The organism is Bradyrhizobium sp. DOA1 (genome assembly GCF_001593325.1).
Taxonomy (GTDB): Bacteria; Pseudomonadota; Alphaproteobacteria; order Rhizobiales; family Xanthobacteraceae; genus Bradyrhizobium.
In genome coordinates this window covers 4,053,039-4,059,424 of sequence record NZ_JXJM01000001.1, presented here as the reverse complement: position 1 = coordinate 4,059,424, position 6,386 = coordinate 4,053,039, and the positions used below count along the sequence as shown (strand labels likewise).

The 6,386-nt window shown below is 65.4% G+C and carries 2 protein-coding genes; both read left to right on the top strand.

The window, feature by feature from the left end:
• Positions 1–632, top strand: a 632-nt coding sequence (locus tag SE91_RS19295; RefSeq protein WP_197489485.1) for a phosphopantetheine-binding protein, incomplete at its 5' end; no start/stop codon positions are given.
• Positions 629–6,386: amino acid adenylation domain-containing protein (locus SE91_RS19290; RefSeq protein ID WP_502687145.1), on the top strand; the 5,758-nt coding region annotated here is incomplete at its 3' end. The genes SE91_RS19295 and SE91_RS19290, both read left to right, overlap by 4 nt.

Below are 6,386 nucleotides of genomic sequence, written 5' to 3'. Positions count from 1 at the left end.
GCGTGATCGAATATGTCGGCCGCGCCGACCAGCAGGTGAAGATCCGCGGCTTCCGCATCGAGCTCGGAGAGATCGAGGCGCGCCTGCTCGAGCAGCGCGGCGTGCGTGCGGCGGCTGTTGTGGCGGGCGTGGGCAGGACCGGACGTCAATTGTTCGCCTATGCGAGTGGTGAGCCGTCGCTCGACGGTCGCGTCTTGCGGGACGCGCTGTCCGCCATTCTGCCCGATTACATGGTGCCATCTACGGTGACGGTGCTGGAGCAGCTACCGCTTACCCCCAATGGGAAGATCGATCGGCGAGCACTGCCGGCGCCGGGTGAGGATGCGTTGGCACGACGCTCCTATGAACCTCCCGAAGATGAGATCGAGCTGGCGCTGGCCGGGATCTGGGCGGAACTGCTCGATGTCGATCAGGTCGGACGCAACGATCACTTTTTCGAGCTCGGCGGACATTCCCTGCTCGCCGTGCGGGTGCTCAGCCGGGTGTCGCAGGAGATCGGCGTGTCGATCGCGATCTCCGATCTGTTCGCTCATCCAAACCTCGCATCATTTGCGCGCGTCGTATCGATCAGGCTGATCGAGCAGGAGTTCGATGCCGAAGAGCTCCAGGAACTGGTCGGAGCGGAGCAGTGAGCATGGCTGACATGGCAAAGCCGAGCTTGCGAGATCTTGATGCCCAGCAGATGAGAAAGCTCGTCGCGCTGGCCAGGGATCGCGGCCGGAATCCCGACAGGAGTGACGCTAGCGCCATTCCGGTGCTGGCGCGGGACGGAACATTGGAGATGTCCTTTGCGCAGCAGCGACTCTGGCTGCTGACGCAGCTCGATGGCGCCAACTCCAGCTATCACATACGTGGCGCATTGCGATTTTCGGGCGAGCTCGATGTCGAAGCGTTGCGTCGGAGCATCGACCGTGTGTTCGCGCGTCACGAAGCGCTGCGCAGCGTGTTTCGCGTGGTGGACGAACAGCCGCGCGTAACGCTGTTGCCCCCCGATGAACGCGTCCCGCTGCTCGACCATGATCTGCGCGGCCGGGATGATCGCGGGCAGGAGCTAACGCGGCTCTGTCGCGAGGAGGCCGTGACGCCGTTCGATCTTGCCGCAGGACCGTTGATCCGCGGCCGCCTGATCCGAACGGCGGAGCATGACTATTTCTTCCTGCTCACTCAGCATCACATCGTGTCCGACGGCTGGTCGATCGGCGTGCTCATGCGCGAGCTCGGTGCTCTCTATCTGGCCTTTGCCGCCGGCAAGGATGATCCGCTGCCGCCATTGGCAATCCAGTATCCGGACTATGCCGCCTGGCAGCGACAATGGCTGTCCGGCGAGCGATTGCAGCGGCAGGTCGATTATTGGCGAGAGGCGCTCGCGGATGCCCCCGCCGTGCTCGAATTGCCGACGGATCGGCGGCGGCCGCCGGTCAGGTCGCTCGTCGGCGCGTCCTTGCCCGTAGAGATCGATGCGGAGCTCACATCCGGCATCCGGCGATTGAGCCAGTCGCATGGTGCCAGTGTTTTCATGACGGTGCTGGCGGCTTGGGCGGCGGTGCTATCGAGGCTCTCCGGGCAGACGGATGTCGTGATCGGGACGCCGACGGCGAACCGAAACAGGCCGGAGATCGAGGGCCTGATCGGATTCTTCATTAACATGCTGGCTGTCCGCGTCGATCTCTCGGCGGAGCCCAGCGTCACCGAGCTGCTCCGCCGCGTTGGCGCGGCGACGCTCGCGGCGCAGGATCATCAGGATCTGCCGTTCGAGCAGGTCGTCGAGATCGTTCAGCCGCTGCGAGGGCTGGATCAGACGCCGGTCTTCCAAGTGGTGTTTGCCTGGCAAAGCAATGAGTCGGCGGCCCTCGAGCTGCCCGGCCTCAAGGTCGAGGTCGCCGATGTTCCGCTGCAACAGGTCAAGTTCGATCTGGAGCTTAACCTCGGCGAGATGGACGGGCGTATCGTCGGCTCCCTGAATTATGCGGCGTCGCTGTTCGACGAGGCGACGATCGCGCGCTACCGGGACTATCTGTTGACCGCGTTGCGGGCCATGGTTGCCGATGCGGACCAGGTGGTCGATCGGATCGATATCGTCGGTGCCGAGGAGCGCAGGCGCGTTCTCGAAACATGGAACGAGACGGCGGTACCGTTTCCTTCCGAAACCTGCATTCACGAATTATTTGCGGAGCAGGTGAGAAGGGCGTCGGATGCCGTCGCGCTTGCTCACGAGGAAGTGCGTCTGAGCTATGGCGAACTCGATGCCAGAGCGGACAGGCTTGCGCGGCGTTTGATCGCCTTGGGTGTCGTGCCGGACCAGCCCGTTGCGATCTGTCTGCCGCGCGGCATCGCGATGGTCGTGAGCCTTTTGGCCGTGCTGAAAGCGGGCGGTGCTTATCTGCCGCTCGATCCCGCCTATCCGGCGGAGCGGCTGCGTCAGATTATTGAGGACGCCAAGCCGCGGCTGCTGATCGCCGACGACACGGGACGCGCAATAGTTCGCGATGGAGCCTGCGAGCTCGTCGATCCCGACGCGGACGTAGGGCAAGCGACGTCGGATTCGATCGACCGCGTCAACGGACTGACCTCGCGAAGCCTCGCTTACATCATCTACACGTCGGGCTCGACCGGCCGGCCGAAGGGGGCGATGGTCGAGCACCGTGGCCTGGTGAATCTGGCGCTGGCGCAGCGGGCCCTGTTCGAGGTCAATTCGAGCAGCCGTGTGGTGCAGTTTGCCTCGTTCAGCTTCGATGCCAGCATCTGGGAAAGCGTCATGGCGCTGTGCTCGGGCGCCGCGCTGTTTCTGACCGGCCCGCGCGAGCATCAGGATGCATCGGCATTGCTCGACTTCCTCGCGGACAACGCGATCACGCATGCGACCTTGCCGCCGGCGATGCTGCACGGGCGGAGCGATCTCGACCGGCTGGCCTCGCTGCGGGTCCTGGTCCTTGCCGGTGAATTGCCCAGGGCCGAACTGGTGAAGGGATTGCCCCCCGCCATCGCCGTCTTCAACGGTTACGGTCCGACGGAGGCAACGGTGTGCGCCACGAGCTGGTTGCGGCCACCGGGCTTGGACGGCGACGCTGCTCCGATCGGTCGACCGCTGCCGAATGTGCGGATTTATCTTCTGGACCGGTTCGGTGCGCCCGTTCCGCTCGGCGCGGTGGGTGAAATCTACATCGGCGGGGCCGGAGTCGCGCGCGGCTATCTCAATCGCGCTGATCTGACGGCAGAGCGCTTCGTGCGCGATCCCTTCTGCGCCGATGCGGACGCCCGCATGTATCGCACCGGCGATCTCGGCCGTTATCTGCCGGATGGCAATATCGTGTTTCTCGGCCGCGATGATCACCAAGTCAAGATCCGCGGTTTCCGCATCGAGCTCGGCGAGATCGAGTTTCGGCTCAACGAGCACGCCGACGTGGCCGATTCTGTCGTGCTGGCGCAGCGCGATCATGCCGGCGATGCTCGGCTGGTCGCCTATGTGGCCGCTGGGGGCAGCGTAAGGCGCGATAGCGGAGAATTTGCGGGCGCGCTGCGCGATCATTTGCGTGCATGCCTGCCGGACTACATGGTGCCGTCAGCCTTCGTGCGCCTCGATGCACTCCCGCTCACGCCGAATGGAAAGGTCGACCGCAAGGCTCTGCCGGTGCCGGAAGACGATGCATTTGCGCGGCGCCGTTTCGAGGCGCCGCGAGGCGAGAGCGAGCAGATCGTCGCGAATGTCTGGGCGGAGCTCCTCGGCGTCGATCGGATCGGCCGCAGCGACCACTTCTTCGAGCTCGGTGGTCATTCCCTGCTCGCCGTCCGGATGCTGGAGCGGTTGCAGCGGCATGGATTGAGAACAGACGCGCGCGCCCTGTTCGCAAAGCCGGTGCTGGCGGACTTTGCCGCCAGCCTCGATGGTGGCCCACAAATCGACGTTCCGGCCAACCCAATTGCCCGGCAGACGGCAGCGATCACACCGGACTTGTTGCCGCTGATCACGTTGACGCAATCCGACATCGACAGCATCGTGGCCGGCGTACCCGGCGGCGTCGCCAACATCCAGGACATTTACGGCCTTTCGCCGCTTCAGGATGGTATCCTGTTTCACCATCTGCTGTCGCAGGAGGGCGATCCGTATCTGCTGATCGGCCAGATGGCATTTGCCAGCCGCGGCCTGCTCGATCGCTATCTCGACGCGGTGCGGCAGGTGGTCGACCGGCACGACATTCTGCGAACGTCCATCGTATGGAACGGCCTGTCCGCACCGGCACAGGTGGTCTGGCGGCAGGCGCCGTTGGTCGTCAGCGAGATCGTGCTGGACGGCGAGGGCCCAGCGAATGAGCAGTTGGCGCGACGGTTCGATCCGCGTTTCCATCGGATCGATCTCGGCCGGGCGCCGCTGCTGCGATTCGCAATCGCTGCCGATGCCAAGGGAGGGCGCTGGCTGCTCCTGGTCCTGCTGCATCACTTGATCGGCGACCACTCCACGCTGCAGGTGATGCACGACGAGGTCGGGAAGATTTTGTCCGGACGAAGTTACGACTTGCCGCCGCCATATCCGTTCCGGAATCTGGTGGCGCGGGCGCGCGGATCGACTGCCACCGCCGATCACGAGCGCTTCTTCCGCGGCATGCTCGCCGACATCGACGAGCCGACCACGCCGTTTGGGCTGGATCGGGTGCACGGTGACGGCGGTGGCGTCGTGGAAGCCCGGCGGATGCTGCCGGAAGGCTTGAACGCAAGGCTTCGTGCGCAGGCGAGACGACTGGGCGTCAGCCTCGCCAGCCTTTGCCATCTCGCTTGGGGGCAGGTGGTGGCGCGAACCAGCGGCCGCGCGCGCGTCGTGTTCGGGACCGTCCTGTTCGGTCGCATGCAGGCCGGCGCCGGCGGCGATCGCACCATGGGCCTGTTCATCAACACTTTGCCGCTGCGGCTCGATCTCGATGACACCGCGGTTGAAGACAGTGTTCGTGATGCGCATGGTCGGCTGACCGAACTGATGGCGCACGAGCACGCCTCGCTGGCGCTTGCGCAGCGATGCAGCGGTGTCGCGGCGCCAGCCCCTCTGTTCAGCGCAATCCTGAACTATCGACACAATGCGATGCCGGCTGATTTGGCGACCGGTAGGGAGCACTCCGGAATCGAATGGCTCGGCGGCGAGGAGCGCACCAATTACCCGCTGATGCTGGCCGTCGAGGATTATGGTCAGGCGCTTGGCCTGACCGCTCAGATCGTCCGTCCATTCTCGGCCGATCACATCTGCGCCTTGATGCAGCAGGCGCTCGATCGATTGGTCGAGATGCTGGAGCATGGGCCGCGCGCGCCGGTCCGGCAGCTCGACATTCTGCCCCCCGACGAGCGCCGGCTTTTGCTGGAGGCGTGGAATCTGACGCAGGCGGATTTTTCGAGAGAGTCGTTCGTCGCGCAGCTCGAGGCGCAGGTCCGGAAGTCACCCGAAGCGACCGCGCTGGTGTTCGGCGAGGTTGAGCTGAGTTATGCCGCGCTGAGCGTGCGGGCCAACCGGCTGGCGCGGCGATTGCGCGATCACGGCGTCGGGACCGATGTCGTGGTCGGGCTGGCGCTCGACCGCGGCGTCGAGATGCTGGTTGCGCTGCTGGCTGTGCTGAAGGCCGGCGGGGCCTACCTGCCGCTCGATCCGGATTACCCGCCGGAGCGGCTGACGCACATGCTGCGCGACAGCGGCGCGGCGCTGGTGCTGACGCAAGAGAGATTGCACGATCAGTTCGCAGGTGTGCTGGCGGAGACTGGGGCCGAGGCCTGGCTGCTTGATGGACAGGACGGCGGGGGCGACGAGGCCGGCAATCTCGATGTCGCCGTCCACGGCGAGAGCCTGGCCTATGTGATCTACACCTCGGGCTCCACAGGTCTGCCCAAGGGCGTGATGGTCCGCCACGACGCCGTGTCCAATTTCCTGGCGACCATGGCGGAGCAGCCCGGCATGACCGCCGCCGACCGCGTGCTCGGGCTGACCTCGCTGTCCTTTGACATCGCGGTCCTAGAGCTATGGCTGCCGCTGACGATCGGCGCCTGCGTGGTGCTGGCCGATCGCGCGGCCGCACATGATCCCGCTCAACTGAAGGCGATCGTGCAGCGGCACGGCGTGTCGCTGATCCAGGCCACGCCATCGACCTGGCGGATGCTGCTCAATCATGACGGCCCTTCGCTGCCCGCGAGCTGCCGGGTGCTGTGCGGCGGCGAGGCGCTGCCGCCGGACCTGGCGCGACGGCTGGTGGTGCAAGTCGGCGAAGTCTGGAACCTGTATGGCCCGACCGAGACCACGGTGTGGTCGGCGCGCCACCGGCTCGATGCCATGGACGATCGTCCGCTGCTTGGCGGCCCGATCGGCAACACCACGCTTTATGTTCTCGACGGTGACCTCAACCTCGCGCCGGTCGGCG